We start from the raw sequence: 24,536 nt of genomic DNA, 5'->3' as shown, positions 1-24,536 counted from the left end.
TCGCTGCTCCCGCCAGTCCACCATCGCTCACCGCTTGACAGCAAATTTCTAGCGCTGTAATTTCGAAGAGCGCGGCCCGGGCTGCGCACTCGTGCCTGTCACTCAAGGGAGAGAAATCACATGAAGAAGCGATCTGCCGTGCGGGTCCTGGCCGCCGCGGTGGCCGTGGGCTTCGGCCTCGCACTGACCGCCTGCGGCAGCTCCGGCGGCTCGGGCGGAGAGGTGGCGTCCGGGGACTACTCGGGCCCCAAGGTCACCGTCACGTTCTGGAACGGCTGGACCGGCGGGGCAGCACCCGTCCTGGTCCCGAAGCTCGTCGACAAGTTCAACTCCGAGCACAAGAACATCGTCGTGAAGAACGTCCCGATGGAGTGGGCCGATCTCGCCAAGAAGATGCCGCTCGCCGTCAAGGCGGGCAAGGGCCCGGATGTGGCGGTCGCGCACGGCGACGACGTCGCCACGTACGCGGCCCAGGGCCTGCTGCTCAAGAGCGACTCGATCGTGAAGTCGCTCGGGTACAGCGCCGGCGACTTCCCCGAGGGCCTGATGAAGGCCGGCGAGTACAAGGGAGCCCAGTACGGCATCCCGTGGAGCGTCACCCCGCTCGGTCTCTACGTGAACAAGGACGTGCTCAAGCAGGCGGGCATCGACCCCACGACCATCCCCGCTGACAAGACCTCGTACATGGATGCGCTGGCCAAGCTCAAGACGGCGGGCATCCAGGGCGAGTGGGTCGACGGCTACGTCTTCACCGGCACGTTCGAGTTCCAGTCGCTGCTCTGGCAGTTCGGCGGCGACCTCTTCAACGACGACGTCACGAAGGCCACCTTCAACTCCGACGCCGGCGTGCAGGCGCTCACCCACATGACCGACCTCATCAAGCAGGGATACAGCCCGGCGAACGTCGCGCAGGACGGGAACATCAACGCCCTGATCGCCGGAAAGACGGCCTTCAACTGGAACGGCGTCTGGCAGACCACCAACACCGCGTTCGACAAGCTCGACTGGTCGGCCGTCGCCGTGCCTCAGATCGGCACGGAGAAGGCCGTCTGGTCCTCGTCCACGCACTGGATGTTCATGGCCAACAAGGGTCAGGACAAGAACAAGACGTCGGCCGCGGCCACGTTCGTGAAGTGGATGAACGACAACTCGGCCAGCTGGCCGGACACCGGTGAGCTGCCCGCGAGCAACAGCGTCCGCAACGACCCGGCTCTGGTGCAGAAGTACCCGAACCTCAAGCCGTTCCTGGACGAGCTCCCGTACGCGCACTACGAGACCTCCGCCCCCGGCATCACCAACGTCACGGCTACCGTGACCACGGCCGTCAACGAGGCCATCACCGGCAAGAAGTCGCCGAAGCAGGCTCTCGACGACGCGGTTGAGAAGGCGAACACGCTGCTGAAGCAGAACAAGCAGACGTATGGCGAATGAGCTCGCAGTAGAGGCGGCATCACGGCGTAACGCCGTGGTGCCGCCTCGGCGCGCCCGGCGCAGCTCGAATCTGGCTGCGCCGCGCCGTACGAAGACGGCCTACCTGTTCCTGGCGCCGTTCCTCGTCCTCTTCCTCGTCTTCGTGGCGGGCCCCGCGGTCTTCGGCCTCTGGATCAGCCTCACCAACTGGAGCCCGTTCCGCGACACCCAGCAGTTCATCGGGCTCAAGAACTACATCGACCTCTTCACCCCGGACTCCGCGACCTCCGGCGACTTCTGGCAGTCGATGGGCGCCACCGGCATCTTCACGGTCGCCAGCGTGCCGTTCCTGCTGGTCATCCCGCTGCTGATCGCCCAGCTGCTCAACCGCAGGATCCGCGGCGGCACCGTCTTCCGCGCCGTGTTCTTCGCGCCGTACGTGCTCGGCGTCGCGGTCATCGGGGTCATCTGGAAGTACCTGCTCGACACCCAGTCCGGCATCGTCAACCACGTGCTCGGGATGCTCGGCCTCCCCTCCGACATCCCCTGGACCGTCAACGTGCCCTGGGTCTGGGTCTCCCTGGTCGGCGTCACCGTCTGGTGGACCCTCGGCTTCAACACCGTGATCATCCTGGCCGGGCTCAAGGGCATCAACAACGACCTGTACGAGGCGGCCGCGCTCGACGGAGCCGGGCCCATCCGGAAGTTCTTCAGCGTCACGCTGCCCGGCCTGCGCCAGGTGATGACGTTCGTCGTCACCGTGACCATCCTCGCCTCGGCGAACATGTTCGGTCAGTCGTACATCATCACCAAGGGCGGTCCGGGCAACCAGACCCGCACGGCGATCATGTACATCTCCGATCAGGGTCTCTCGCAGAACAACATGGCCGCAGCGTCGGCCATGAGCTATGTGCTGTTCGTGTTCCTCGCGATCATCAGCATCGTCAACTTCCGCCTGCAGCGGGAGCGCACGGAAAGGGCACCCCGATGACCGCCGTCACCTCTTCGAAGCAGAAGCCGACGCCGGATGCCGAGGGCGGCGAGCGTCAGCTCGCCAGGGCACCCCGGCGCACGTCGCCTCGCCGCACCGCCGGGCAGGTCGTGCTCTACGTCGTGCTGTCCCTGGTCACGCTGCTGATCGTGCTGCCGCTGGTGTGGATCGTGCTCACCTCGTTCAAGACGGACAGCGACGCCATCCAGAACCCGTTCTCGGTGTTCCCGACGCCGTGGTCGATTGACGCGTACGTCACCCTGTCGAGCGGCCAGCAGCCGATCTTCCGCTGGTTCCTCAACAGCCTGCTCGCCGCGACGCTGCAGACGGCGATCATCCTCGTCACCGCCTCCGCCGCCGCGTACGCGCTGGCCCGCCTCGAGTTCTGGGGCAAGAAGCTCGTGTTCGGCGCCATCGTCGCCACGCTGCTGGTGCCACCGGTCATCTTCCTCATCCCGAACTACCTGATCGTGCAGAACCTGGGCTGGCTCGACACCATCTGGGCCATCTCCATCCCGGGAGCTGCGAGCGCGTTCGGCGTGTTCTTCCTCCGCCAGTTCTTCATCGGGCTGCCGGTGGAGATCGAGGAGGCCGCGCGCATCGACGGCGCGGGCGACATCCGGATCTTCCTGCAGATCGTCGTGCCGCTGGCGCGCCCGGCGCTGGCGACGCTCGCCGTGCTGAGCTTCCTCGCCAACTGGAACGACTTCCTCTGGCCGGTCTACGTGCTGCTCAGCCCGGAGAACCTCACGCTGCAACCCGGCCTCGCCCAGTTGCAGGGCGCGTACTCGACCCACTTCGCCATCGTCATGGCGGGCGCGGTCATCGCATCCATCCCGGTGCTGATCCTGTTCTCGTTCGCGCAGCGCCACATCGTGGACAGCGTCGCCAGCTCGGGCGTGAAGGGGTGAGGCCGTGAGGTCCGCCGGGGTCGCGGCGGCGACGGTGGCCGCTGCCGCCGCCCTCGCGGCACTCGCGGCACTCTCCGGATGCGCATCCGGAGCAGGCTCGTCGTCGGACCCCGCCTCGGGCTCACCGTCGGCGAGCGCCGGCCCGGCCTTCGCGATCGACCAGGACTTCGCCGACCCCGATGTGCTCGTCGTCGACGGCACCGCGTACGCCTTCGCCACGAACACCCCCGGCTTCCTCGTGCGGTCAGCGACCTCCACGAATATGAGGGACTGGACGGTGTCGCAGAAGGACGCCCTCAGCGCCCTCCCCGGCTGGGCGCAGCCCGGCCGCACCTGGGCTCCCGAGGTGGCGGAGGTCTCCCCCGGCGCGTTCGTGATGTACCTGACGGCCCAGGATGCGGCATCCGGTCGCCAGTGCATCGGCACCGCCACCTCCGCGACACCGGGCGGCCCGTTCACCCCCGCCTCGGACACGCCGCTCGTCTGCCCGGTGGAGGCGGGTGGCGCCATCGACGCCGCCACCTTCCGCGACGACGGCAGCCTCCACCTGCTCTGGAAGACGGACGGCAACTGCTGCAGCCTCGACACCTGGATCGAGACGGCGCCGCTCTCGGCGGACGGCCTCACCCTGACCGGGCCGCCGGTGAAGCTCTTGAAGCAGGACCGCGCCTGGGAGGGCGCGCTGGTGGAGGCGCCCGACCTGGTGAAACGTGACGGCGTCTACGTGCTGTTCTTCTCCGCCAACGACTACGGAGGAGACGACTACGCGATCGGCACCGCAACGGGCACGTCGCTGACGCAACCGTTCACGTCACAGGAGAAGCCGTTCCTCACCTCCGCGTCGAAGCTCGGCACGTTCCACGGTCCCGGCGGCCAGAACGTCGTCACGTTCGGCGGCCACGACTGGCTCGTCTTCCACAGCTGGGACGACTCGTACGCCTACCGTGGGATGCTCGTCCGTCCCCTCACCTGGGACGGCGCGACCCCGCACCTCGGCTGACGCCCGGCCTCCGGGTCAGCTGCCCTCGGAGGAGCTGCCGGGGCCCCAGGTGACCGACTGGAAGAAGGCGCCCGCGTCGCCGAACGACGAGACGGAGCCTTCCACGTCCGCCTCGATCGGAGCCGTCGAGGTGATCGTGCCGGAGTCGCCCGTCGCCGGGAACGAGAAGTCGGCGTGGAACGTCACCGTGCCGGGGGTCGCCGTCTTCACCGGCCAGCAGCCGCCGGCGCTCACGTCGGCCTGGTCGGGAAGGTGGCAGCCGAAGTCCCACGGCCCCACCGTCAGCTCCGGGCGGCTCTGGATGGTCCACGCGGCGTTCGTCCACACCTCGCCGGCCTCCGCTCCGCTGGTGAGCCCGAACGAGCATCCCGCCGGCTGCGCGTCCGGCGATGCCGCGCAGCCGTCGAGCCAGCCCTGGGCGGCGGCCTTCGCCGCGTCGAGCCCCTTCGGCGTGAGCACGGCCGCATCCCGCAGTTGCGCGTCTGCGCCGAAACCGGCCACCGTCGCCTTCGCCCCGGCGAGCGTGAACCAGTCGGTGCTCGCCCCGGCGGTGAGCGTGTACGTGCCAGGGAAGGCGTTCAGGCGGAGGGTCGCGCCCTTCCAGCCGAGCGGCACACCCGCAAGCGTCGCATCCACTCGCCCAGGTGCTCCGATGGTCACGGTGACCGTGCCGAGCGTGACCGGCGCGAGTTTCCACCCGTCGACGCCGACCATCGACGCCGGTGTCCACGCGTCCCGACGCACCGCGAAGTCGCGCGTGGTGGTCTTACCGCCGCCCGTCACCTCCGCGGTGACCGTCGCGTCGCGTCCGTGCGACCGAACGCCCAGGATGCGGTAGCCCGTCACCCTGTCCGTCGCGTTCTTGTACGCCTTGTTGGTGAGCAGCACATCCACTGCCCGGTGCTGACGGCCTTCAAGCTTCGTCGCCGCCTCCACGTCGCCGCGCTTCACGTCCGCGAGGTAGGTGGACACCACCGCCTGCGGGGTGGCTGCGGCGCGAGCCCCGATCACCAGCACGAGTGCCGTGATCCCCACGCCGAGGGCGAGGGCCGTACCGACGGCAACCACCACGATCCACAGCGACCTGCGCGCCTTCGCCATCACAACTCTCCCCCGTGGCCGCCCGCTGTCGGCCGATCGTCCCGCCCCGGGAATCATACCGGCGGATGACCCACACACGACCCACGGCTGATGCCGCGCGCCGCGCATCCCGGTTGACTGGATACATCGGCCACACCAAGGGGGAAACCATGACGACGCTGAACCACCAACTCCCGTTCACGGGGTCGGTTCCGCAGGTTCCGCGAGCTCGAGGGGTGCTCGCGGCCGTTGCGGAGAACGCCTATCTGCGGCTGTTCTCCGTGCTCGTCGTCATCGCGGCCGGTGCCGTGGCGCTCGCCTTCGGAATCGCATTCGTGCTCGACATCGTCGTGCCGGTGTTCTTCGGAGGCGAGCTCCGCGCGCTGGGGGCGCTGTTCCCGCAGGTGGGCTGACCGGGACGGCACTGGCGCATCCCGCACCGACTGCTTAGAGTCGGTGCGGGAGGTTCCACCGATGCCACGTCTCGTCTATTTCGCCATCGCTTCCGTCGACGGCTACACCGCCGACACGTCGGGAGGCTTCGACTGGGCGGCCCCGGATGCGGAGGTGCACGCCTTCGTCAACGACCTGGAACGCGACGTCTCCACCTATCTGTACGGCAGGCGCATGTACGAGACCATGCAGGTCTGGCAGACGTTCGGCGACGACCCGGACGATGAGCCGGAGGTCGTCGACTTCGCCGGGATCTGGCGGAACGCCGACAAGGTCGTGTACTCGTCGACGCTCGCCGAACCGGTCACGCCGCGTACGACCATCCAGCGCGAGTTCGATCCGGATGCGGTGCGCGCCCTGGTCGCAGACGCTCCGGGCGACGTCGGCATCGGCGGCCCGACCATCGCGGCGGCAGCACTGAGGGCCGGGCTCGTGGACGAGGTGCAGCTGATCCTGGTGCCGGTGGCCGTCGGAGGCGGGACACCGGCCTTCCCGCTCGACCTGATGCTGGCACTGGACCTGCAGGAGGAGCGCCGCTTCGCGAACGGAAGCGTGTTCCTGCGCTACCTCGTCAGCCGAGGGTGAGCGTCACGCTCGGTCGCCGCAACGCCTCGGCCAGCACGTCGAGCGTCACCCCGTGCTCCGCGAGGATCGCCACCGGGTAGAAGAACGGGTCGTAGCCGTGCTGCGAGGTCGGCAGGACCAGGCCGTCGCCTTCGAACGGCAGCGGGTCTCCCGCGGTCCTGGTGACCAGGTCGCCGTCGTCGCCCAGTTCCACGGACACCGTCCGCGTCGGCGCCCCGCCCTCGAGGTGGGACCAGCTCATCGCGGGCAGGCGCACGTCGATCATCGCCTGGAACACGCCGATGCCCTCGCTGAGAACCGCGGCTGCCGCGCCGACCGTCTCGCTGGCGCCGAGCAGCATCACCCAGCCGTTGACCGGCGCGGTGAGCACGAGCAGGCCGGGACCGTCGCCGATGCTGGGGTTCTCGGCGAGGCGGAACCGGTCGTCGGTGATCCGCGCATCCAGTGCAGCGGCGAGCGCCTCGGGCGTCGTGGCGGGCAGGAACGCCCAGCTTCCGCTCCCGAACGTCTCGAACAGAGCGTCGCTCAGTACGGGGATGTCGTCGGGCACAGCACGAGTCTAGGCGTCGGGACCGGGCCGGTGGATGCGGGGATCAGCCCACGAGATTTTCTCACTTTCCCTTCCGCCCCACCCCCGCTCAGGGCTACCCTGAGGCCAGGCCCCTCCAGGGCCTCTGCCTCTGCGGGGGCATGCGCCCCGTGGCAGCAGAGCACAGACGTGAGCTGCGAAGGAGCGCTCCAATGCCTGCTCGTCGAACCCTCACCGCCGCGATCGTCGGCCTCACCGTCGCCGCGCTCGCGCTCACCGCTCCCGGCGGAGCGCTCGGGATCGCGCCGAACGCCACCAGCGTCCACTTCACCGCCTCCGGCGACTACGGCACCTCCGCCAACGCGCAGGCCGTGCTCACGGGCATCGGCGCACTGCATCCCGACCTCCACCTCGCGGTCGGCGACCTCTCCTACGGCGCTGTCGGCGACGAGCAGTCGTGGTGCGACAGCGTGACCCAGGCGGTCGGAGCCGGGTTCCCGTTCGAGCTCGTCTCGGGCAACCACGAGAGCAGCGGACAGAACGGCAACATCAACGACTTCGGCGCCTGCCTGCCCAACCAGCTCCCCGGCGCGGTCGGCACATACGGGCGGCAGTACTACGTGGACGTCCCGCAGGGCGCCCCGCTCGTCCGCTTCGTGATGATCTCCCCCGGCCTGCCGTTTGCGGACGGCACCTGGACATACAACGCGGGCACCTCGCACTACAACTGGACGGCGGCGGCCATCGACGGCGCACGCGCCGCGAACATCCCGTGGGTGGTGGTCGGGATGCACAAGCCCTGCCTCTCGCTGGGCCAGTACGGGTGCGAGGCGGGCGCCGACCTGACGAACCTGCTCGTCGGCAAGCGCGTCGACCTCGTGCTGACCGGCCACGAGCACCTCTACCAGCGCACGAACCAGCTCGCCACCGGAGGCGCGTGCACGGCGATCCTGCCCGGAACGTTCTCGGCCAGTTGCGTCGCCGACAGCGACGCTTCGATGGTGAAGGGCGCCGGCACGGTGTTCGTGACGGCGGGCACGGGAGGCAACGGCCTCTACAACGTCAACGCCGCGGATCCGGAGGCCAACTACTTCGGTGCGGCATCCGGTGCCAACCAGACGCCGACGTACGGGTCGGTGGATGTGACGGCCACGGCGACGCAGCTCAGCGGGTCGTTCGCGCGTGCGGCGGGCAGCAACTTCGCGGACTCGTTCACCATCGCGCCCGCCGGGGGCGGGGGCAACCAGCCGCCGACGGCGAGCTTCACGTCATCCTGCACCGACCTGGCCTGCACCTTCGACGGCGGCGCGTCGACGGATCCGGACGGCACGATCAGCACGTTCGCCTGGGACTTCGGCGACGGCGCGACCGGGACGGGCGGCACGGTCAGCCACACCTATCCGGCAGCGGGCACGTACACCGCGAGACTCACCGTGACCGACAACGGAGGGGCGAGCGGGTCGACCACGAAGACGATCGCGGTCACCGCACCGCCGCCACCCACCGGCTCGCTGGCGACGGACGGGTTCGACCGCGTCATCTCGAACGGCTGGGGAACGGCGCCGACCGGCGGCGCGTGGACGGTCGCCGGCAGCGCATCCCTCTACTCGGTCGGGGCGAGCACCGGCCTGATCCAGCTGCCTGCCGGTTCGGGAGGCACGACCAGGCTCACCGGCGTGAGCTCCGCCAACACCGACCTGCGCCTCAACGTGTCCGCCGACAAGCTGCCGTCCTCCGGCAACGTCTACATCTCCATCTCCGGTCGCCGCGTGGTGACGACGGGCTCCTACCAGGCCAAAGTGATCGTCTCGTCGGTGGGCAAGGTGACGCTGCAACTGGTGCGGGTCGACCCGAACGGCGGTGCGGAGGTGGTGCTGCAATCGTCTGTCGCACTCCCCGCCACATACGCGGCAGGGACGAAACTGGCCGTGCGGCTGCGCGTCACGGGCACGAGTCCCACGCTCATCCAAGCCAGGGCCTGGCCGGACGGCACGACGGAACCGACCACCTGGCAGCGATCCATCACAGACACGACGGCCGGACTGCAGGCGCCGGGCGGGCTGGCGATCACCGGGTATCTGTCCGGCGGCGTGGCCAACGCGCCTGTGGTGATGGGGGTGGACGACCTGGTGGCGGTGACGCCGTAGCTCAGGCCGCCGGCTGGGCCTCGCCGTCCCGCAGCACCGCCCGGAACGCGTCCACGATCCGCGTCGCGCGATCGTCTCCGCCCGCCTCCATCCAGTTCGTCACGAACGCGAACCCGGCTTTGGCGTCCCGGTCGGCGAAGGCCACCTGGCCTCCGGCGCCGTCGTGGCCGAAGCTCGCGTCGCCGAGGTAGCGACGGGCCTCGGAGTCGAGCTGGAAGCCGCGCGCCCAGCGCGGCCACGGGGCGGGGCTGGGGAAGACCGGCTCGCCCTCGCTCATGGGGATGAGTGCCGCATCCAGTGTCGCGTCGTCGAGCAGGGTGCGCCCGTCGGTCTCCGTGACGGTGGCCGACCAGATCGCCGAGAGTGCGTCCGCCGTGGCGATCCCGCCGGCGCCCGGGATCTCGGCCGCCCGGATGCGCGGGTCGTTGAAGCCGCCGTCGGGCGTGACCAGCTGCGCAGGAAGCGCGCCACCCAGCGTCATCGCGAGCGCCGTCCAGGGCGACGGCGCCTCGCCGAGTTCTTCGCCGGCCTCGACCTGCGAGTCGGACGCCTGGAGGTGCGCGACCCGGGATGCTGCGGCGTCCGGCAAGCCGATCCACGCGCCGGAGGTGTGGTCGCCCGCGAGCGCGGCGAAGTACTGCCCTGCACTCTGACCGGTGGCGCGGCGCACCAGCTCACCGGCCAGCCAGCCGTGCGTGACCGCGTGGTACGCGTATCCCGTCCCCGGCTGCCACAGTGGCTCCTCGGCGGCGAGCAGCGACGTGACGTGATCCCAGTCGACCAGCTGGTCGATGGTGAGCGGCTCGCGCAACGCGGACAGCCCGGCGCGGTGGGACAGGAGCTGGGCGACCGTGACGTCCCCCTTGCCCGCCGCCGCGAAGTCGGGCCAGTACCGCGCGACAGGGGCCTCGTAGTCGAGCAGCCCATCCTGCACCAGCCGGGCGACCAGGATGGACATCAGCCCTTTGGTGCACGAGAACACCACAGAGGCGGTGTCCTCCCGCCACGGCGAGCGCGACCGCTCGTCGGCCAGGCCGCCCCACAGGTGCACCACCCTCCTGCCGCCGACCCGGATGGTGAGCCCGGCTCCCATCGTCGGGCGTCCGTCGAACGCGCGCTCGAAGGCGTCCGCGACCCGCTCGTACCCTGGCTCGACCGTTCCTGCGATGTCGACCGTCATGCACGTTCTCCTTCTCGTTCGCGCGCGCGGAGCGTGAGGCGCGCGTCGTCCAAACCGATGTCGTACGGGTCGCTGACCCTCCCGCCGAAGCCGCCCGCCGCATCCACGTTCTCGAACGCGAGGAAGACGGAGGCGCCGCTGCGGTCGGTGGTCACCCTGCCGGCGTACAGCGACTCCGGCGTCAGGAGCGTAGCGGAGGCGAGGTCGAACGGCCCGGCGGCAGCCGGGGCCGCCGTGAACCAGACGCCGCCGGTGTCCCCGCTTCGCCGCCCGGCGAGGTGTGCCGCGTCGCAGGAGAAGAGCAGGATGTCGCGGCCGTCGACCCGCACGAACTGCGGAACCTCCACGTGGGCGAAGCCGCTTCCCGGCGCACTCACCGGCGGCTGGACTATCCACTCGTCCAGGTCGGCCGACCTGGCGTGTCCGATCACTCCCCGGTCGCGCACGTCGCCGCCGTCGCGGGAGCGGGCCGTGATCAGCATGTGCCATCCCTCACCGGCCGGATCGCGGAACACCCACGGGTCGCGCCACGCTTCCTCGTGCCACGTCCGGTCGGTGAGGAGTTCGTACCAGCGCGGGTCGGCCTGCAGGTTGAGCCGCGGTTCCTTCGTCCAGGTGAAGAGATCGTCGGAGGTGGCGACGCCGATCGACTCGACGTTCGCGATCTCGTGCGGGGAGAGGAAGACGGAGCCGGTGTAGAACATCCGCCAGCGTTCGTCGTCGCCGCGCACGACGCTCCCGGTCCAGGTGGCCGAGCTGTCCAGGTCGCCGGGAGGCCCGGCCGTGAGCACCGGCCCGTGGTCCTCCCAGTCGGTCAGGTCGGTCGACGTCGCGTGCCCGATCGACGCGTTCCTGTGGCGCAGATCAGGGTCACCGAGCGAGGTGGGCGCGTGCAGGTAGAAGAGGTGATGCGTTTCGCCGTCGTCGGCGAGCCAGAAGTCCCAGACCCAGTGATCCCGTTTGCTGAACACCATGCCCGTCAGCCCTTGACCGCACCCTGGATCAGCGCCTTGATGAACTGACGCTGGAAGATCACGAAGACCAGGATGGTGGGAAGGATGATGATGAGGGCGCCCGCGTTCAGCAGCGGGATGCTCAGGCTGTACTGCCCCTGGAAGAAGGTCAGCGCCCCGGCGACGGTGCGCTGCAGCGGGTCGGCGATCAACACCACGGGCAGCAGGAACTGGTTCCAGGTCCAGAGGAACAGCAGGATCGCCAGCGCGGACAGCGCAGGCCGGGCGAGCGGCAGGTGGATGTGCCGCAGCTCCTGCCACATCGTCGCGCCGTCCACCCGCGCGGCCTCGGAGAGCTCGGCGGGCACGCCGACGAAGTGCGCGCGCATCCAGAACACGCTGAACGGCATGAACAGCCCGATCAGCGGCAGGATGATCGCCCACTGCGTGTTCAGGACGTTCAGCGACTGCATCTCGTAGTACAGCGGGATGATCAGCGCCTCGAACGGGATGGTCAGCCCCAGGATGAAGAGGATCAGCAGGGCGCGACCGCCCCGGATCTTCAGGCTGCCGAGCGCGTATCCCGCCAGGCTCGAGATGACCAGGCTGACCGGGACCACCCCGAGCACGATCAGGCCGCTGGAGCCGAGCAGCTCCCAGACGTGCCCGGTGACGAAGGCTTCGCCGAAGTTCACCCACTGCGGGTCGCTCGGCCAGGTGAGGCCGGTCGGGTTGAGGTCGGCGGGCTGCAGGGCGGCGGAGAGCATGCTCACCAGCGGGATGACGGTGAGCACGAGGACGACGGAGAGCAGCACACGCCCCGTCCACTTCTCGACGGGATGGACGATCATGAGTCACGCACTTTCGAGAGACGCTGAATCGGGAGGACGACGATGAGGACGAGGACCATCAGCACGATGCCGAACGCGGATGCCAGCCCGACCTCGCTCTGGGTGAACCCGATCCGATAGATCGAGATGCCCGGCACCAGGGTCGCCCGGCCCGGCCCGCCGAGCGTGGTCGTGTAGATGATGTCGAAGCTGCTGAGCGCCGCGATGATCGTGATGGTGATGAGCACCGCGAGCTCCTGGCGGAGGCCGGGGATCGTGATGGTGAAGAACTCCCGCCACCACCCGGCGCCGTCGAGGCGCACGGCCTCGTAGAGGGATGCGTCGATCTTGCCGATCCCGGTGAGCAGCAGCACGGTGCAGAGCCCGGTCAGCGTCCACGAGCCGATCAGGCCGACGGCGGGCAGCGCGGTCTGGTAGTCGCCGAGCCACGGACGGGCGAGCCCGCCCAGCCCGACCCAGCCGAGGATCTGGTTGACCGCGCCGGTCTGGGCGTACATCCACGACCAGGCGATACCGGCCGCGGCCAGCGGGATGATCTGCGGGAGGAAGAGCACGGTCTGCGAGAAGCTGGAGAAGAACCCGGCCTTGATCGACCGGATGAGGGTGGCCAGCACCAGGCCGGCGATCACCGGGATCACCGTGAAGAACGCGATCAGGATGAACGCGTTCCTGATCGCCCCGAGCAGGTCGGGGTCGGTGAACACGGTCAGGTAGTTCTGCAGTCCCACCCAGGTGGATGCGCCGATCCCGTTCCAGTCGTAGAACGAGAACTGCACACCCTGGATGAGCGGCCACAGCACGAAGGCCGCATAGAAGAGGACGGCGGGCGCCACGAGCACCCAGCCGATCCTGCTGCCGTACCCGCGCGCCCGAGCGCGGGTACGGGCAGGCCGAGGTGCGGCCCCGGATGCGGTTGCGCCATCCGCCCGCCGCACAGCAGGGGCACTGCCGACGGTGTCGTCGCTGATCCGGGGCCGCACTGTGCTCATCGTTACTTCTTCACTTCCTGCTGGTAGAACGCCTGCACCTTGTCCACGAACTCCTGGCCGGTGATCTTGCTGGTCACCAGGAGCTGGGATTCGGGGATGATCGCCCCGGCGTAGATGCCGGCGGTGGTGTTGGCCATGAAGTCGACCTGGCCGTCCTCCTTGGCGATCTGCGCTGCCGACTCCAGGACCTTCTCGGTGAGGGAGCCCTTCTCGACCTTCGGCTGCGCTTGCGACGGGTCGCCGCCGGGGGCAGCACCGGTCACGTCGACGACGATCTGACGCGCCTTGTCGTTGGTGTGGATCCAGTTGAGGAAGTACGCGACCTCGTTGAGGTTCTTCGACTTGGCTGCAGCGGAGAACGAGTTGGCCGCGCCCATCGCCACGTGGTCTCCGCCCTTCTTGGCCGGGGGAACGAGGAAGAACGACACGTCCTTGCCCAGCTTCTTGGCGTAGTTGGCCGCCTCCCAGTTGCCGTTGAAGGTGAAGACGCCCTTGCCGTCCTGGAAGTTGCTCACGAAGGTGAAGTAGTCGACAGCGTTGATGTCGGAAGGGAAGTAGCCGGCGTCCGCCCACTTCCGGATGAGGTCTGCACCTTTCACGATGCCCGGCTGGTTGTACGTCGCGCCCGGCTTGTTGAACATCCAGTCGAGGAACTCGGTCTTGTCCGCATACTGGTTCATCGCGGCCTGGACGGTGAAGTTGACCACGCCGTCCTTGTCGCCCTCGACCAGCGGGGCGATCCCGGCCGCCTTGGCTTTCGCGAAGTCGGCCTGCAGCTCGTCCAGCGTCTCCGGCGTGGAGGTGATGCCCGCCTGAGCGGCCAGCTTCGTGTTCATGTAGATGCCGGTCACGCTGTAGCCGAGACCGAGCTGGTAGAGCGAGCCGCTTCCGCGGACGCCCTCGTCCGTCATGCGCAGCGGTGCGAGCTGCGCGGCCGACCACTTGTCCCAGCCGTATGCCTTGAAGTACGGGTCGAGGTTGGCGACCAGGCCGTCCTTGACCGTGTCGCCGAGCGTCGGCAACCGGATGAGGTCGGGCGGCGTCGAGCTGGCGAGCAGCTTGGGCGCGTTGGCCGTGAGGTTCTGGAAAGTGTCCCTCGTGATCTTGAAGGTGATGTTGGGGTGCTGCTTGGTGAACTCTTTGGCCAGGTCGTCGGTGAGCGGGAAGCCGGTCTCGTCGGCGATGGTCAGCTGCACCTTGTCTTTGGTGAGGGTGGTGCTGACGTCGGTGGCCGTCGTGGCGCCGGGGGTGCTCGACCCCGGAGCGCATCCGGTGAAGACGACGGCGGTGATCGAGGCGATGAGGCCGGCGGCTGCTGCGCCGCGGAGCCGTCGCCTGCGCGAGGTGGGGGACATACAGGACTCCTTTGTCGAAGGGCGGGATTCGTTGCCCGAAACCCTCTGCTAAATGCTTTCAGCAGGCCCTATACTGAGTGACGTCGCACAGATTGTCAACTAGGTCTCTCGATTGGCCACGTGAGCGGCTAACATCCCGCAAGGAGGAGGACCGCTCGATGTTGAGTAAGCGCGTGACTTTGGCAGACGTGGCCAGGAAGGCCGGATTGTCGGTGTCTGCCGCGTCCATGATCCTGAACGGCCGCCCGGATACGCGGCTGTCCCAGGATGCGCACGACCGCGTCCACGCCGCCGCGAGCGAGCTCGGCTACCGCCCGAACGTCGCAGCACGCGGGCTGAAGACCGACAAGACCCACACCATCGCCTTCATCTCCGACGTGGTCGCCACCACCCGCTTCGCGTCCGGCCTGATCAAGGGGGCGCTGACCGCGGCCGAGAAGGCCGGTCACGTCATGATGGTGCTCGAGACCGGCGGAGAGCCGAAGCGCGAGACCGAGGCCATCGGCGCCGTCCTCGACCGCCAGGTCGACGGGATCGTCTTCGCCACCATGCGCGCCCGCGAACTGTTCCTGCCGGAGATGGCGATCGAGACGCCCGTGGTCATGCTCAACGCGACCAACGCCCGGTTCCCGCACGCCGTGCTGCCGGACGAGTACGGCGGCGGCCGCTCCGCCGTCGCCGTCCTGACCGACGCCGGCTTCCGCGACGGCATCGCACTCCTCGGCCAGAGCGACGAGAAGGAGCGCGGGCTGTTCCGCTCCGCGACGGTGGCGCAGCGCGTCGCGGGAATCAGGGATGCGATGGCCGAGAACGGTCTGACGTTCGCCTCCGAGTCGTCGTCGTGGCTCTGGGAACCGGACGAAGGATACGAGGCGACGAAGAAGCTGCTCGCCAGGAAGGTGCGCCCCTCCGCCATCCTGAGCATGAACGACCGCCTCGCGTTCGGTGCGTACCAGGCGGCGCTCGAAGCCGGGCTCAGCATCCCGGACGACCTCTCGATCGTCTCCTTCGACAACGACGAACTGGCCGCCTACCTGCGACCGGGGCTCACCACCGTCGCGCTCCCCCACGAGGCGATGGGCGCCAGGGCGGTGGAGATGCTGCTGAACGACGACCCGGTGCGCGAGGCCCTCATCCCGATGGAGGTCGTGCACCGGGACTCCGTCCTGAGCAGGTGACCGGGCTGCACGACCCGGAGACACGGAACGGCGCGACCAGCCGTGCCGGTCGCGCCGTTCCCTCCGAGGACGACTACTTCTTGAACGCGTCCTTCACGTCTTCGACCGTCCCCTTGGCCTTCGCCGCCGTCTGATCGGCCTTGCCCTCCGCGACCTTGCTGTCGTCGTTGGTGATCTTGCCGATGACCTCCTCGGCCTTGCCCTTCAGGTCCTGCGCGGCGTTCTTGATCTTGTCTTCTGCACTCATCTGCTTCTCCTTCTTTCTTCTTCTGGTGTCACGACGGCCGGACGGCCCTCGTCGTGGTGTTGACCCGCACCGCTGAGCGGAGGCGGGACCGGAATCCGCCCGTCAGCTGGGCGTAGACCGTCGGCTGCGATCCGAGTGCCTCGCCCAGCAGGCGGACGGTGTCGTCGATGGCGTCGACGATGGTGCGCGGCGCGGCTCCTCGTCGGCAGTCGACGGCGATCTTGAGCGCCACGACCTTCCGAACGCGGTATGCGCTGACGGCCACCCTCGCCACGCCGGGAACGGTCGAGAGGCGCTGCTCGATGAGAGCGGCAGCGACGGACACGTCGACATCGAGGTCGCCGTCCCCTGTCCGCGCGCTCAGCACCGTGGACGCCGCCCCATGTCCCTGCCGCACGATGAAGACGATCAGCAGCACCAGGAGCACGACGGCACCCGCGATCGCGACGACTGCGGCCACGCTGACCGTCGTGCCCGCCCAGAGCGGCGTGCCGAACACGCTGTCCGTCCACGTCCTCGCGGAGCGTCCGGCGTCCAGCCAGGCTCGCGCGGCCGACGGGGCCACGAGAGTCCAGGCGATGGCCACGGCGACGGCGATGGATGCGAGTCCGAGAACCACGAGGAGCCCGCGGTTGAGAGCCCGGTTGGTGCTGTTCACGATCCGACCCTCCCCGTCTGTGCGATGGTCACGGACACGCGCACGGCCTTATCGGCACCGGCGGCCGCGAACTCCTCCTCGACCGCGCGCCGTACCGCCGCCTGGTCGACGCGGTGCCCGGACACGGGGACGATCTGCACCGCAGCGCTGCGCCGGCCGAGAGAGACGCGCACGGCGTCCGGATCGACCCGCGCAGCCCTCGCCGCGGCCCGCGCGAGGGCGGACGCCAGCATCCCGTCGTCGGCGACGACGGCAACACGGTTCGCCGTCAGCGGTCGGCGCGCCCGCCGTCCGGGGAACACGGCCAGCCCGAGCAGGACGAGTCCGACCACAGCGGCGACGACCGCGACGCCGATGCGCAGCGCGGCCGGGGCGTCCGGGAAGGTGAGGACGGCGAGAAGCGTGCCGCGCGGGTCGGCCACCAGGGGCCGCATCCCGAGCAGGTGCAGGATGCCCTCGGTCGCGAGCAGCACGATCAGGAGCCCGAGTACCGTCGCCACGACGATGGCGGACGTCGACCGCGGCGAGTGCGTCTCGCGGCGGACGACGCGTGTCTCCACCCCGTTCATCGCACCCTCCTCTCCGTGATGATTGCTTTCGTGGCCCGCATGTCGACGCGGGCCACATCCAGGCCGGTCAGTTCGGCGAACCTCGCCCTGGTGTCTGCGGCGGCTGCCGCCAGGCGCTGGATCAGATCCTGGCCGTCGGCGTCAGCGCCGCCGTCGCCGAGGGGCGGCATCGCCACGGGCGACCGCACGGTCACGGCGAGCGCTCCCGCCGCGTCGCTGATGCGCACCGCCGGGTCGCGGGGAGCGACACCGAGCGCGTCCGCCGCGATCGCCTGCACCAGGTGCTCCAGCGCCCGGGGGGCGAAGCGGTCGCGTCCGCCGGTCACGATGACGAGCGGCGGCCGCGGAGCGTGTCGATCAGCCGGGCTCCGTCGATGTCTCCGCTCACCAGGCGCCCGACGAGCCATCCGACCAGCATCGCGACGGCGACGCCCACGAACGCCCAGAATCCGAGGGCAGCCCAGACGACGGCGAGCACGGCGCCGACGAGCAGGCCGAATCTGGCGGTGGTCACTGGACTCGCGCCTCCTGCTCGTCCGCGTCGTCGGACGGGACGTGCACGTCGTTGACCGTGACGTTGACCTCGGTGACCTCCAGGCCGATGATGTGCTCGATCGCCTGCGAGATGGAGGCGCGCACATCCGCTGCGACCTTCTGCAGCGGCACGGGGTACTCGGCCACGATGGTCACGTCGGCGGCGACCTGGGTCTCGCCGACCTCCACGCTGATGCCCTGGCCGAGGTCGGAGGCGTTCATCGCATCCCGGATGGCTCCGAGTGCGCGGGCCGCCCCGCCGCCGAGCGCGTAGACGCCGGGAACCTCGCGGGCGGCGATCCCCGCCACCTTCGCGACGACCGCGTCGCTGATGACGGTCTTGCCCTGCGTGCCGGATGCGGCGGTCGTGGTCGCGATTCCTGTGGTTGCGGGGGCAGTGGGTGTGGTTGCCATGCGCTTTCCTTCCGTCTCGTGGCGGGGGTCTCCCGCCTCGGTCACCGTTGTGACCTGTGCTTCTCAGACGAGCCGAGTCCGGGATTCGTCACGTCCTATTTCGAAAATCTTCAGAAGAAGCTCGCTTGGCTTGCTATTCGACTGTCTAACATGATGTTGGTCAGCGCTCAAGGATGCGGATCGGGAGGGGGTGCCGTGCGGAAGTCCACCCTGGCCGACCTGCTGGATGCGGCGGACGACACCCTCGTCGGTCGCGCAGCGGACGGAGACACCGTCGCGTTCGAAGTGCTCGTGCGCCGCCACGGACCGCTGATGCGCGCATACGCCGCCCGGATGCTCGGCTCGACCTACGAGTCCGACGACGTCGTGCAGGAGACCTTCGTGACCGCGTGGCGACGTCTCGGCGAGCTGGAGAACGGCGCGGCGGTGAAGAGCTGGCTGATCCGCATCCTGAGCAGACGGTGCATCGACCGCATCCGGGCGCGGCACGAGCACGACGACGTCACCGAGCTGGACGTGCCGACGCAGCAGAAGGACGATCCCGGCCATCTCGCCGAGGTCAGGACGGCCTCTGCCGCACTCGGCAGGGCGCTCGACGGTCTGCCCGAACTGCAGCGGAGGTGCTGGGTGCTGCGCGAAGTGGGACAGTACAGTTACGACGACATAGCGACCGAGCTCGGCATCCCCGCATCCACGGTGCGCGGCCAGCTGGCGCGAGCTCGCAAGAATCTGCTCGAGGCGATGGAGGACTGGCGATGACAGACCCGCTCCTGCCCGAGGACGAACTCATCGACGGCCATACGCTCGACGAGCTGAGCGACTACCTCGCGAACGGCCGCCGTCCGGCCAACCCGGCCATCGACGACTCCCCGGAATGCCAGGCGGCCCTCGCCGCGCTGGACCGTCTCGGCCGCGCCACCACGCAGCTCCTCGAAGCCGAGGCCGCCGCCACCCCGGCGGACGACACCTGGGTCTCCCGCATCCTCACGGGCATCCGCCTGGATGTGCAGGCGGGCAGGCGCGTCCCGATCGTGCACGACGACCCCGCCGCGGACCTCTCGCTGACCGAGGGGGCGGTCCGCGCCCTCGTGCGCAGCGTCGGCGACGACGTCGACGGCGTGATCGTCGGCCGCTGCAGACTCGACGGCGACATCGAGACCCCTGGGTCCCCGATCGCCGTGCACCTCGAGATCTCGGTGCGTTTCGGCCTCCCCCTGGACGGCACGGCCGCCGCGGTGCGCAACGCCGTGGCGGCGGAGCTCGTCAAGCACGCCGAGCTGACGGTCGCCTCAGTGGATGTGGTGGTCACGGACGTGCGCGAGCCTCGCGCGGGCAAGGAGCAGGGATGAGCGCGACGCACGCCTCCGACGAGACACCGGCGGAAACGCTGAGCGACCTCTCCGACCACATCCTCGGCGTGCCGGGCGTCTCCACCGTCTACCCGGCGGCTTCGCCGGTCGCCCAGGTGGTCTCCGCGATCGGCGCTGCGCTCACGCCGGCAGACGCGGACCGCGAGGGCATCGCAGACCGGGTGGACATCGCGGTGAGCGACGACCGCATCCGGGTGCGCATCGGTGTGGACGGCGTCGAGCCGGCCGGTGAGGTGTGCCGCACGGTGTACGCGGTCGTCCGGGCGTGGGCGGACAGGACGGGCCGCACCGGATGCGTCGTCGACGTCACCGCGGCGACCATCGGGGACTGACGGGGTCCTCGCCCGGCTCAGCCGTGAGCTCCGCCGCGTGCTTGCGCGCGTAGCGCTGGGCGCGGCCGATCCGCACCGCGTAGTACGGCACGAGGAACACCAGCATCGCGACCAGCAGCACCGCGAGCCCGACCGAGAACGGCGCGTTCCGGCCGTCCACGATGGAGCGCACCTGCTGCACGGCGATGCTGAGGTAGAGCAGCGTCGTCCAGCCCAGGGTGAAGCCGAGCACCGTGGGGACGATCGCCGCGTATTTCGCTGCTGCGACGCGCTCTGCGGGGTCCAGGGCCAGGTCCTTCTTACTGAGGACGACCCTCCCGACCTTTCTGACCGTCCCGAGATCACCGCCCACCGTGCTCCGCAGCCGCCGGTTGAGCGGCACCGTGAACGCGATGCAGGCCACACCGGCGGCGAGCGCGGCGAACTGGAGGGCGATGACCAGCGCCCCGCCGATGTCGGGTGACAGGAGCGCACCGAACGCGACGACCCCCACCGCGTACGCCGCCACGAAGATGCCTGCCACGATCAGCACCTTCCGCTGGATCTCCCGGCGGCCGACGGGCATCCACTCGTCGTCGGCCCGTGGATGCGCCCGCTCGTGCCGCTGAAGCAGCCCGCCGACGGCGAGCGCCAGCGGCGTGAGCACCGCTCCCCCCACGATGAACAGGATCGGCAGCCACACCGGCGCCCCGGCCAGCACGGCGAACAGCACGATCGCGACAGCCGCGAGCACTTCGAGGCCGACCACGACCCACAGGTAGCGGAGGAAGAAGGACCGGCTGCCCTGCGACCCGCGCACATCCCAGTACGACGTCAGCGAACCGAGGACCAGCGGCCCGTAGATCAGGATCGTCAGGGCGAAGATCGCCAGGAGGTCGAGTCCGGCGGAGTGCCTGGACGACTGGGTGACGATCAGCAGCACGCCCCCGGCCACCAGCGCGGTGCCGAGAACGGTGGAGAGGATGAAAGCCAGAACCTTCACAGCGATGCCCTTTCGCGAGGCTGACCGCGACACAGCGGCCCTTCGCATCAAACGCCGCGATGCGCGGCATTACAAGATCGATCTGACGATTTCTCACTTCGCCGCGACCTATTCTTGACCGGTGAACGCTGACGCGAAGGACCCGGCGCCGCCCCGCCGTGCGGCGATCGTCTACAACCCGACCAAGGTGGATGTGGGCACGCTCCGTGCTCTCGTCGCGCGCGAAGAAGCAGGAGGCGGCTGGGCGGAGTCGCTCTGGTTCGAGACGAGCGCGGCCGACGACGGCCGGGTGGCCGCGCAGAGCGCTCTGGCCGAGCATCCGGAGCTAGCGGTGATCGTCGGAGGCGACGGGACTCTGCGTGCGTCGGCGGAGGTCCTCGCCGGGACGGGCATCCCGCTCGGACTGGTCCCGGCGGGCACCGGGAACCTGTTCGCCCGCGAACTGCGCCTCCCCGTCTCCAACGTCAAGGCCGCGGTGACCACCGCGTTCACCGGGGTGGATGCGAACGCCGACCTCGGTCTCGCCGTGCTCGACCGGCCGGACGGCACGCAGACCAGGCGCGCCTTCCTCGTGATGGCCGGGATCGGACTGGATGCGCACATGGCCGGGCACACGAACCAGCGCCTCAAGAAGCGCATCGGCTGGCTGGCGTACTCGGACCCGATCGCGCGCAGCATCCTGGGCAACAAGCAGTTCGACCTCCACTACGCGCTCGACGACGAACCGGAGGTGGCCCTCCGGGCGCACACGGTGATCGTCGGCAACTCGGGCAGCCTCACCGCCGGCCTGCTCCTGATCCCCTCCGCGACCATCGACGACGGCCTGCTCGACGCTGTCGTCCTCCGCCCCCGCGGAGGCGGCGGCTGGACGAACATCGGCTACCGCCTCACCTTCAACCGGATGCTGCACCGCACCGGCTTCGGCCGCTTCGTGTCGCGGTACAGCCCCACGCCGCGAGCGATCCGCTACGCGCAGGCGAAGACGATGCGTGTCCGGTTCGACGAGCCGCAAGAGATCCAGCTCGACGGCGACCCGAACGGCGTGGTGGTCGGGGCGACCCTCACGGTGCAGCCGCACGCGCTGACGGTGCGGGTGGACCCGCAGCGGGCGGCGCAGCGCCGCCGCGCCGCTCCCGCGCTGGCGTCGTAACGGCGGCTGCTCCGGTCGCGCTGCCCAGCGCGGGGGATACACTGCCGCCATGCACGCTGGGTCTTCCCCGCCGCGGGCCACCGACGCCACACCGTCGCGGACCCTCGCGCGCCTATCGGCCTGGTACACGCGCCACGACCCCGGCCAGGCAGCCCTCCGCCGCGCCACCCGCACGGCGATCGTCATGCCGGTGCTGTTCGCCTTCAGCAGCGTCGTGCTCGGCGACGCCCAGGTGGGCACCTTCGCCGCCTTCGGCTCGTTCGCCATGCTGATGCTGGTGGATTTCGCCGGCCCGATGCGCGAACGCCTCCAGGCTCAGCTCGGCCTCGCGATCACCGGCGCTGTGTTCGTCTGCCTGGGAACCCTCGCGTCCTCCCCGATCTGGCTGGCCGTCGCCGCGATGGCGGTGGTGGCGTTCGCGGTGCTGTTCGCCGGGACGGTCAGCTCGGTGCTCGCATCGGCGAGCACCTCCCTGCTGCTGGCCTTCATCCTGCCCGTCACTCTTCCAGGGACGGTCGCCGACATCCCACCGCGCCTCCTCGGCTGGGGTTTGGCGGCGGTCGTCGGCCTGGTGGCCATCGCGGTCCTCTGGCCGGCGCCAACCAGGGAACCCCTCCGAGCCCCGGCCGCCGCGGCGTGCCGCGCGCTGGCCGCCCGCCTCCGCGCCGACGTCGCCTATCTGCACGGCGACGGCGACCCGGCCCTGTCCTCGGCACGCACCACGGCCGTCACAGCCGCAGACACCGCGGTCGACGCCCTGCAGACCGTCTTCCTCGCGTCGCCCTACCGCCCCACCGGCCTCAGCACGTCCGCCCGAACCATCGTGCGCCTGGTCGACGAGCTCACCTGGCTCAACATCCAGATCTCCCAGTCGGCGTTGTCCCCTCCCCTCGGTTCCACCCCGGCCTCCCCGCTCCGCGAGACGGCCCTGCAGTCGAAGCTCGCCGCGGCAGCAGCACTGGATGCGGGAGGCCGGCTGCTGCTGACATCCGGCGGAGACCCCGCCCCCCTCGAGTCCGCCCTGGCGGACCTCCGGCAGGCCCGCGCCGCCGTGTACGCGGCCGCCATGTCGATGCCCGCGCTGCCGGGCGGCGCATCCATCCCGGGTGGCGCATCCCTCACGACTTCCACCCCTAGCCCGCTCGTCTCCGCGCTCGACCCCGGCTTCCGCGCCCAGGAGCTCAGCCACGCCGTCGACCAGGCCGCCCGGAACATCGCACTCACCGCCCGGGCGGAGCGCCGCACCTGGTGGCAGCGCGTCCTCGGCAAGCAGCCCGGCGACGTGCCCGGCCCGCTAGCGGCCGCCGAGGAGCGTGCGAGCGGCTACTTCACCTGGCATTCCGTCTGGCTGAGGAACAGCATCCGGGGTGCAGCCGCCCTCGCGCTCGCGGTGCTGCTGGCGGACCTCACGGGCGTGCAGCACTCGTTCTGGGTGGTGCTCGGCACCCTCTCCGTACTCCGCTCCAACGCGCTCAGCACCGGCCAGACCGCCCTCCGCGGCGTGCTCGGCACCTCGCTCGGCGTCGTGGCCGGAGCGATCCTTCTCCTGGCGATCGGCACGAATACGGTAGCCCTGTGGGTGCTCCTCCCCATCGCGGTCCTCTTCGCCGGAATCGCCCCCGCCGCCATCTCGTTCGCCGCTGGCCAGGCCGCGTTCACGATCACCCTCGTGCTGCTCTTCAACATCATCGCGCCAACAGGCTGGACCGTCGGCCTGCTCCGCATCGAGGACATCGCCATCGGCTGCGGCGTCAGCCTCCTGGTCGGCGTGCTCTTCTGGCCCAGGGGAGCATCCGCCGCCCTCCGCCAGGCCCTCGCCGAGGCATACGCCGACGGCCTCCGCTACCTCTCCGCCGCCGTCGCATACGGCCTCGGCCGCTGCGCCCAGTCGGCAGACGCCCTCCCCCGCCCCACCCCGCAATCGACGAGAGCCGCAGCCTCCTCCCGCCGCCTCGACGACACGTTCCGAACCTACCTGGCCGAGCGCGGCACCAAACACCTCCCCCTCGCCCAGGTGACCGCCCTGGTCACGGGCGTGGCCGGCGTCCGCCTCGCCGCCGACTCGATCGTCGACGTCTGGCAGGGCCAACTCCCCGTCCCCGCCGACGTCACGGCAGCCCGCCACCCCCTCCAGCACCTGGCAACCCGCCTCACCACCTGGTATGACCAACTCGGCACAGCCCTCGTCACCCACTCCACGCCACCACTCCCCCTCCACCGCGACCCCGCCGCCGAGCGCAGCCTCGCCGAGGCGATCACGCCCGACCTCAATGCGGGTGCCGCCGATGCCCCCGCCACCACCCCCAAGCGCAGCCACCACCGTCCGCCTCATCTGGACAGCCGACTACCTCGATGTGGTCCGCCGCCTCCAGGCACTCATCACCTTCTCCGAGGCCACGGCCCGCGACACGCCCCAGCGCACACCCCCCGGGAACGACGAAGGGCCGACCTGATTTCCATCAGATCGGCCCTCGTACGTTACGTCCGTGCGCGAGGGGGGACTTGAACCCCCACGCCCTTTCGAGCACTGGCACCTGAAGCCAGCGCGTCTGCCAATTCCGCCACTCGCGCGAACTAGGAGAGACTAACACGACCTCCGCATCCATTTCGAATCAGGGCCCCTTCGGTGCCTTCTCACCCGTTCCGACTAACATGCTCATAGTCGACG

Annotated in this window: 27 protein-coding genes and 1 tRNA gene; 13 read left to right on the top strand and 15 right to left on the bottom strand. The window is 69.8% G+C overall.

The annotated features are described in order from the left end of the window. Window positions 1-120: 120 nt before the first annotated feature. The 4 genes from ACN6M5_RS13895 to ACN6M5_RS13880 are packed head-to-tail and all read left to right on the top strand — an operon-like array spanning window position 121 to window position 4,312. Window positions 121-1,431: an ABC transporter substrate-binding protein gene (locus ACN6M5_RS13895; protein ID WP_434950677.1), complete on the top strand. Its 1,311-nt coding sequence runs from the start codon at window positions 121-123 to the stop codon at window positions 1,429-1,431. Further along, complete coding sequence (locus tag ACN6M5_RS13890; protein WP_168688266.1) at window positions 1,421-2,401, top strand: carbohydrate ABC transporter permease; 981 nt, start codon at window positions 1,421-1,423, stop codon at window positions 2,399-2,401. Before ACN6M5_RS13895 ends, ACN6M5_RS13890 begins: the two co-directional genes overlap by 11 nt. Beyond that, window positions 2,398-3,312, top strand: coding sequence for a carbohydrate ABC transporter permease (locus ACN6M5_RS13885; protein WP_434950674.1), 915 nt, complete (start codon window positions 2,398-2,400; stop codon window positions 3,310-3,312). The genes ACN6M5_RS13890 and ACN6M5_RS13885 overlap by 4 nt, the downstream gene beginning before the upstream one ends. Before the next feature lie 4 nt (window positions 3,313-3,316). Next, window positions 3,317-4,312 (top strand): glycoside hydrolase family 43 protein, encoded by a 996-nt coding sequence (locus ACN6M5_RS13880; protein WP_434950672.1) that lies wholly within the window; start codon window positions 3,317-3,319, stop codon window positions 4,310-4,312. Window positions 4,313-4,327: 15 nt separating this feature from the next. On the opposite strand, the gene ACN6M5_RS13875 is transcribed toward ACN6M5_RS13880, so the two are convergent. Then, a complete protein-coding gene (locus ACN6M5_RS13875) occupies window positions 4,328-5,413 on the bottom strand; it encodes a hypothetical protein (RefSeq protein ID WP_434950670.1) in 1,086 nt (361 codons plus the stop codon). Window positions 5,414-5,562: 149 nt separating this feature from the next. On the opposite strand from ACN6M5_RS13875, the gene ACN6M5_RS13870 reads away from it, so the two are divergent. Then, window positions 5,563-5,805, top strand: coding sequence for a hypothetical protein (locus ACN6M5_RS13870; protein ID WP_085367493.1), 243 nt, complete (start codon window positions 5,563-5,565; stop codon window positions 5,803-5,805). Window positions 5,806-5,866: 61 nt separating this feature from the next. Next, on the top strand, window positions 5,867-6,430 hold the full coding sequence (locus ACN6M5_RS13865; RefSeq protein WP_434950668.1) for a dihydrofolate reductase family protein: 564 nt from the start codon (window positions 5,867-5,869) through the stop codon (window positions 6,428-6,430). Here ACN6M5_RS13865 and ACN6M5_RS13860 read toward each other — a convergent pair. Continuing rightward, the gene (locus ACN6M5_RS13860) at window positions 6,417-6,980 is read right to left on the bottom strand and encodes a hypothetical protein (RefSeq protein ID WP_168688262.1); all 564 of its coding nucleotides are present in this window, start codon (window positions 6,978-6,980) and stop codon (window positions 6,417-6,419) included. The two genes, ACN6M5_RS13865 and ACN6M5_RS13860, sit on opposite strands and share 14 nt — an antisense overlap. A gap of 191 nt (window positions 6,981-7,171) precedes the next feature. Between ACN6M5_RS13860 and ACN6M5_RS13855 the strand changes: the two genes are divergently transcribed. Further along, window positions 7,172-9,106 carry a PKD domain-containing protein gene (locus ACN6M5_RS13855; RefSeq protein WP_434950665.1) on the top strand — a complete coding sequence of 645 codons (1,935 nt, stop codon included), beginning with the start codon at window positions 7,172-7,174 and terminating at the stop codon, window positions 9,104-9,106. Between the two features lies 1 nt (window position 9,107). Here the strand turns inward: ACN6M5_RS13855 and ACN6M5_RS13850 are convergent, their stop codons facing one another. Genes ACN6M5_RS13850 through ACN6M5_RS13830 form a run of 5 tightly spaced genes read right to left on the bottom strand, consistent with a single transcriptional unit; the run spans window position 9,108 to window position 14,434 of the window. Then, a complete protein-coding gene (locus ACN6M5_RS13850; RefSeq protein WP_434950663.1) occupies window positions 9,108-10,286 on the bottom strand; it encodes a serine hydrolase domain-containing protein in 1,179 nt (392 codons plus the stop codon). Then, window positions 10,283-11,260 (bottom strand): glycoside hydrolase family protein, encoded by a 978-nt coding sequence (locus tag ACN6M5_RS13845; RefSeq protein WP_434950661.1) that lies wholly within the window; start codon window positions 11,258-11,260, stop codon window positions 10,283-10,285. Before ACN6M5_RS13845 ends, ACN6M5_RS13850 begins: the two co-directional genes overlap by 4 nt. 5 nt (window positions 11,261-11,265) lie before the next feature. Beyond that, complete coding sequence (locus ACN6M5_RS13840; protein WP_085367486.1) at window positions 11,266-12,090, bottom strand: carbohydrate ABC transporter permease; 825 nt, start codon at window positions 12,088-12,090, stop codon at window positions 11,266-11,268. Then, entirely contained in the window at window positions 12,087-13,079 is a 993-nt protein-coding gene (locus ACN6M5_RS13835; protein WP_247597220.1) for a carbohydrate ABC transporter permease, read from the bottom strand. The genes ACN6M5_RS13840 and ACN6M5_RS13835 overlap by 4 nt, the downstream gene beginning before the upstream one ends. 2 nt (window positions 13,080-13,081) lie before the next feature. After that, window positions 13,082-14,434 carry an ABC transporter substrate-binding protein gene (locus ACN6M5_RS13830; protein WP_085367485.1) on the bottom strand — a complete coding sequence of 451 codons (1,353 nt, stop codon included), beginning with the start codon at window positions 14,432-14,434 and terminating at the stop codon, window positions 13,082-13,084. Window positions 14,435-14,607: 173 nt separating this feature from the next. Here ACN6M5_RS13830 and ACN6M5_RS13825 point away from each other — a divergent pair, with 173 nt between their 5' ends. Further along, complete coding sequence (locus ACN6M5_RS13825) at window positions 14,608-15,612, top strand: LacI family DNA-binding transcriptional regulator (protein WP_434950658.1); 1,005 nt, start codon at window positions 14,608-14,610, stop codon at window positions 15,610-15,612. 73 nt (window positions 15,613-15,685) lie between these two features. Here the strand turns inward: ACN6M5_RS13825 and ACN6M5_RS13820 are convergent, their stop codons facing one another. The 6 genes from ACN6M5_RS13820 to ACN6M5_RS13795 are packed head-to-tail and all read right to left on the bottom strand — an operon-like array spanning window position 15,686 to window position 18,034. Beyond that, a complete protein-coding gene (locus ACN6M5_RS13820; protein ID WP_434950656.1) occupies window positions 15,686-15,859 on the bottom strand; it encodes a CsbD family protein in 174 nt (57 codons plus the stop codon). 28 nt (window positions 15,860-15,887) lie between these two features. Then, window positions 15,888-16,517, bottom strand: a complete 630-nt coding sequence (locus ACN6M5_RS13815; protein WP_434950654.1) for a hypothetical protein — start codon at window positions 16,515-16,517, stop codon at window positions 15,888-15,890. Next, complete coding sequence (locus ACN6M5_RS13810) at window positions 16,514-17,086, bottom strand: DUF6286 domain-containing protein (RefSeq protein WP_434950652.1); 573 nt, start codon at window positions 17,084-17,086, stop codon at window positions 16,514-16,516. Before ACN6M5_RS13810 ends, ACN6M5_RS13815 begins: the two co-directional genes overlap by 4 nt. After that, the gene (locus tag ACN6M5_RS13805; protein WP_434950650.1) at window positions 17,083-17,412 is read right to left on the bottom strand and encodes a hypothetical protein; all 330 of its coding nucleotides are present in this window, start codon (window positions 17,410-17,412) and stop codon (window positions 17,083-17,085) included. Before ACN6M5_RS13805 ends, ACN6M5_RS13810 begins: the two co-directional genes overlap by 4 nt. After that, window positions 17,409-17,600, bottom strand: coding sequence for a hypothetical protein (locus tag ACN6M5_RS13800; protein WP_434950648.1), 192 nt, complete (start codon window positions 17,598-17,600; stop codon window positions 17,409-17,411). The genes ACN6M5_RS13805 and ACN6M5_RS13800 overlap by 4 nt, the downstream gene beginning before the upstream one ends. Further along, entirely contained in the window at window positions 17,597-18,034 is a 438-nt protein-coding gene (locus ACN6M5_RS13795) for an Asp23/Gls24 family envelope stress response protein (RefSeq protein ID WP_434950646.1), read from the bottom strand. Before ACN6M5_RS13795 ends, ACN6M5_RS13800 begins: the two co-directional genes overlap by 4 nt. A gap of 195 nt (window positions 18,035-18,229) precedes the next feature. On the opposite strand from ACN6M5_RS13795, the gene ACN6M5_RS13790 reads away from it, so the two are divergent. Genes ACN6M5_RS13790 through ACN6M5_RS13780 form a run of 3 tightly spaced genes read left to right on the top strand, consistent with a single transcriptional unit; the run spans window position 18,230 to window position 19,736 of the window. Next, window positions 18,230-18,793 carry an RNA polymerase sigma factor gene (locus ACN6M5_RS13790; protein ID WP_085367477.1) on the top strand — a complete coding sequence of 188 codons (564 nt, stop codon included), beginning with the start codon at window positions 18,230-18,232 and terminating at the stop codon, window positions 18,791-18,793. Beyond that, complete coding sequence (locus ACN6M5_RS13785) at window positions 18,790-19,383, top strand: hypothetical protein (RefSeq protein ID WP_434950643.1); 594 nt, start codon at window positions 18,790-18,792, stop codon at window positions 19,381-19,383. Before ACN6M5_RS13790 ends, ACN6M5_RS13785 begins: the two co-directional genes overlap by 4 nt. Continuing rightward, window positions 19,380-19,736 carry a hypothetical protein gene (locus tag ACN6M5_RS13780; protein ID WP_434950641.1) on the top strand — a complete coding sequence of 119 codons (357 nt, stop codon included), beginning with the start codon at window positions 19,380-19,382 and terminating at the stop codon, window positions 19,734-19,736. The genes ACN6M5_RS13785 and ACN6M5_RS13780 overlap by 4 nt, the downstream gene beginning before the upstream one ends. Here ACN6M5_RS13780 and ACN6M5_RS13775 read toward each other — a convergent pair. Next, window positions 19,711-20,718 carry a hypothetical protein gene (locus tag ACN6M5_RS13775; RefSeq protein ID WP_434950639.1) on the bottom strand — a complete coding sequence of 336 codons (1,008 nt, stop codon included), beginning with the start codon at window positions 20,716-20,718 and terminating at the stop codon, window positions 19,711-19,713. The two genes, ACN6M5_RS13780 and ACN6M5_RS13775, sit on opposite strands and share 26 nt — an antisense overlap. 121 nt (window positions 20,719-20,839) lie before the next feature. Between ACN6M5_RS13775 and ACN6M5_RS13770 the strand changes: the two genes are divergently transcribed. Beyond that, a complete protein-coding gene (locus ACN6M5_RS13770; protein WP_434950637.1) occupies window positions 20,840-21,868 on the top strand; it encodes a diacylglycerol/lipid kinase family protein in 1,029 nt (342 codons plus the stop codon). A 49-nt stretch (window positions 21,869-21,917) separates the two neighbouring features. Further along, the gene (locus ACN6M5_RS13765) at window positions 21,918-24,374 is read left to right on the top strand and encodes an FUSC family protein (protein WP_434950635.1); all 2,457 of its coding nucleotides are present in this window, start codon (window positions 21,918-21,920) and stop codon (window positions 24,372-24,374) included. Here ACN6M5_RS13765 and ACN6M5_RS13760 read toward each other — a convergent pair. Continuing rightward, window positions 24,356-24,439: transfer RNA gene (locus ACN6M5_RS13760), tRNA-Leu, on the bottom strand. The two genes, ACN6M5_RS13765 and ACN6M5_RS13760, sit on opposite strands and share 19 nt — an antisense overlap. Between the last annotated feature and the right edge of the window lie 97 nt (window positions 24,440-24,536).

This window comes from Leifsonia araucanica, from assembly GCF_051161895.1.
GTDB lineage: Bacteria > Actinomycetota > Actinomycetes > Actinomycetales > Microbacteriaceae > Leifsonia.
Note: the sequence above shows the minus strand (reverse complement) of the source record. Positions and strands in the feature narration are given on the sequence as shown.

Bases quoted from the DNA above. Each gene is read 5' to 3' on its own strand.
- ACN6M5_RS13870 (WP_085367493.1), top strand. From the start codon at position 5,563: ATGACGACGCTGAACCACCAACTCCCGTTCACGGGGTCGGTTCCGCAG.
- ACN6M5_RS13830 (WP_085367485.1), bottom strand. From the start codon at position 14,434: ATGTCCCCCACCTCGCGCAGGCGACGGCTCCGCGGCGCAGCAGCCGCC.
- ACN6M5_RS13865 (WP_434950668.1), top strand. From the start codon at position 5,867: ATGCCACGTCTCGTCTATTTCGCCATCGCTTCCGTCGACGGCTACACC.
- ACN6M5_RS13780 (WP_434950641.1), top strand. From the start codon at position 19,380: ATGAGCGCGACGCACGCCTCCGACGAGACACCGGCGGAAACGCTGAGC.
- ACN6M5_RS13885 (WP_434950674.1), top strand. From the start codon at position 2,398: ATGACCGCCGTCACCTCTTCGAAGCAGAAGCCGACGCCGGATGCCGAG.
- ACN6M5_RS13795 (WP_434950646.1), bottom strand. From the start codon at position 18,034: ATGGCAACCACACCCACTGCCCCCGCAACCACAGGAATCGCGACCACG.
- ACN6M5_RS13895 (WP_434950677.1), top strand. From the start codon at position 121: ATGAAGAAGCGATCTGCCGTGCGGGTCCTGGCCGCCGCGGTGGCCGTG.
- ACN6M5_RS13835 (WP_247597220.1), bottom strand. From the start codon at position 13,079: ATGAGCACAGTGCGGCCCCGGATCAGCGACGACACCGTCGGCAGTGCC.
- ACN6M5_RS13840 (WP_085367486.1), bottom strand. From the start codon at position 12,090: ATGATCGTCCATCCCGTCGAGAAGTGGACGGGGCGTGTGCTGCTCTCC.
- ACN6M5_RS13820 (WP_434950656.1), bottom strand. From the start codon at position 15,859: ATGAGTGCAGAAGACAAGATCAAGAACGCCGCGCAGGACCTGAAGGGC.
- ACN6M5_RS13765 (WP_434950635.1), top strand. From the start codon at position 21,918: ATGCACGCTGGGTCTTCCCCGCCGCGGGCCACCGACGCCACACCGTCG.
- ACN6M5_RS13850 (WP_434950663.1), bottom strand. From the start codon at position 10,286: ATGACGGTCGACATCGCAGGAACGGTCGAGCCAGGGTACGAGCGGGTC.
- ACN6M5_RS13890 (WP_168688266.1), top strand. From the start codon at position 1,421: ATGGCGAATGAGCTCGCAGTAGAGGCGGCATCACGGCGTAACGCCGTG.
- ACN6M5_RS13845 (WP_434950661.1), bottom strand. From the start codon at position 11,260: ATGGTGTTCAGCAAACGGGATCACTGGGTCTGGGACTTCTGGCTCGCC.
- ACN6M5_RS13875 (WP_434950670.1), bottom strand. From the start codon at position 5,413: ATGGCGAAGGCGCGCAGGTCGCTGTGGATCGTGGTGGTTGCCGTCGGT.
- ACN6M5_RS13855 (WP_434950665.1), top strand. From the start codon at position 7,172: ATGCCTGCTCGTCGAACCCTCACCGCCGCGATCGTCGGCCTCACCGTC.
- ACN6M5_RS13810 (WP_434950652.1), bottom strand. From the start codon at position 17,086: ATGAACGGGGTGGAGACACGCGTCGTCCGCCGCGAGACGCACTCGCCG.
- ACN6M5_RS13785 (WP_434950643.1), top strand. From the start codon at position 18,790: ATGACAGACCCGCTCCTGCCCGAGGACGAACTCATCGACGGCCATACG.